Here is an 869-nt window from a genome sequence, read left to right as displayed (position 1 = left end):
AACGTTGTTGTATAAGATTAGTTGCGTGATTTAAGTACTTTAGTTAGCAAATAAAACACAAATAGAAAGTCTGCGAGGACTTTCGTAAGTAGGCTAGATGTAAGCAATTAATTTTATACGTTGTTGTAAAATCGTACTTTATGTTAGACTTCGATTGAAATATTAACTTTTCCTCCAAGTCCTTTTTCTACGATGTCAAATAATGTTTTTAAAGTCAGATTACTGCCATTATTTTCCACACGAGAAATGTAAGTCCGTTTTTTGTCAATTATAATGCCAAGTTGTTCTTGAGTCAGATTTTTTTCTTCACGTGCATTTCGTAAAAGCAAACCAATTTTAAACGACTCAAAATCTCTGTCGAGTTCATCTCTGCGTTCAGTTCCTTTTTTTCCGTAAACTGTGTCTTTTATTTCTTTCCAACTTTTAGTTTCCATTTCCTTTGTTTTTTTCTTCGTAATACTCTTTCATTAATCGAACAGCTTTGTCGATTTCTTTTTTCGGTGTTTTCTGCGTCTTTTTAGTAAATCCGTTCAAGAGTATAACTAATTTACCTTTATCGAAGAAGCAAAAAACTCTCCAAATATTCGAACCTAATTTTATTCGAGCTTCAAATAATCCTTTATGAGTTTTCATTGGTGCCAAATACGTTTTCGGCACGTGCTGATAAGTTTCGATTATTTCAATGACCTTAAATATCTTGTCTTGAACTTTTTTCGGTTGAGCAAGTAGAAACTCCTCGAAATAATTTTTATATTGTATTACTTGCCTAACTTTTTCCATTTAGACAAAGGTAACTTAAAAGTTACTATTTTCAAAATATTTCAAAAGTTAAATTTAAAGTCCGGGTGTTTTTGGGTATGTTTTACAAC

The 869-nt window shown here is 31.2% G+C and carries 2 protein-coding genes; both read right to left on the bottom strand.

What is annotated here, in order from left to right; translation table 11 throughout:
* Positions 1-143: 143 nt before the first annotated feature.
* Entirely contained in the window at positions 144-434 is a 291-nt protein-coding gene (locus tag BA195_RS12465) for a helix-turn-helix domain-containing protein (protein WP_068705974.1), read from the bottom strand.
* Positions 424-780, bottom strand: a complete 357-nt coding sequence (locus BA195_RS12460; protein WP_042247318.1) for a type II toxin-antitoxin system RelE/ParE family toxin — start codon at positions 778-780, stop codon at positions 424-426. The genes BA195_RS12465 and BA195_RS12460 overlap by 11 nt, the downstream gene beginning before the upstream one ends.
* Positions 781-869 lie beyond the last annotated feature (89 nt).

It is taken from the genome of Tenacibaculum soleae (genome assembly GCF_001693415.1).
Lineage (GTDB): Bacteria > Bacteroidota > Bacteroidia > Flavobacteriales > Flavobacteriaceae > Polaribacter > Polaribacter soleae.
This window is presented reverse-complemented; position numbering and strand designations above follow the sequence as displayed.

Excerpts from the sequence above, each read along its gene's own strand:
- BA195_RS12460 (WP_042247318.1), bottom strand. The coding sequence starts at position 780 with ATGGAAAAAGTTAGGCAAGTAATACAATATAAAAATTATTTCGAGGAG.
- BA195_RS12465 (WP_068705974.1), bottom strand. The coding sequence starts at position 434 with ATGGAAACTAAAAGTTGGAAAGAAATAAAAGACACAGTTTACGGAAAA.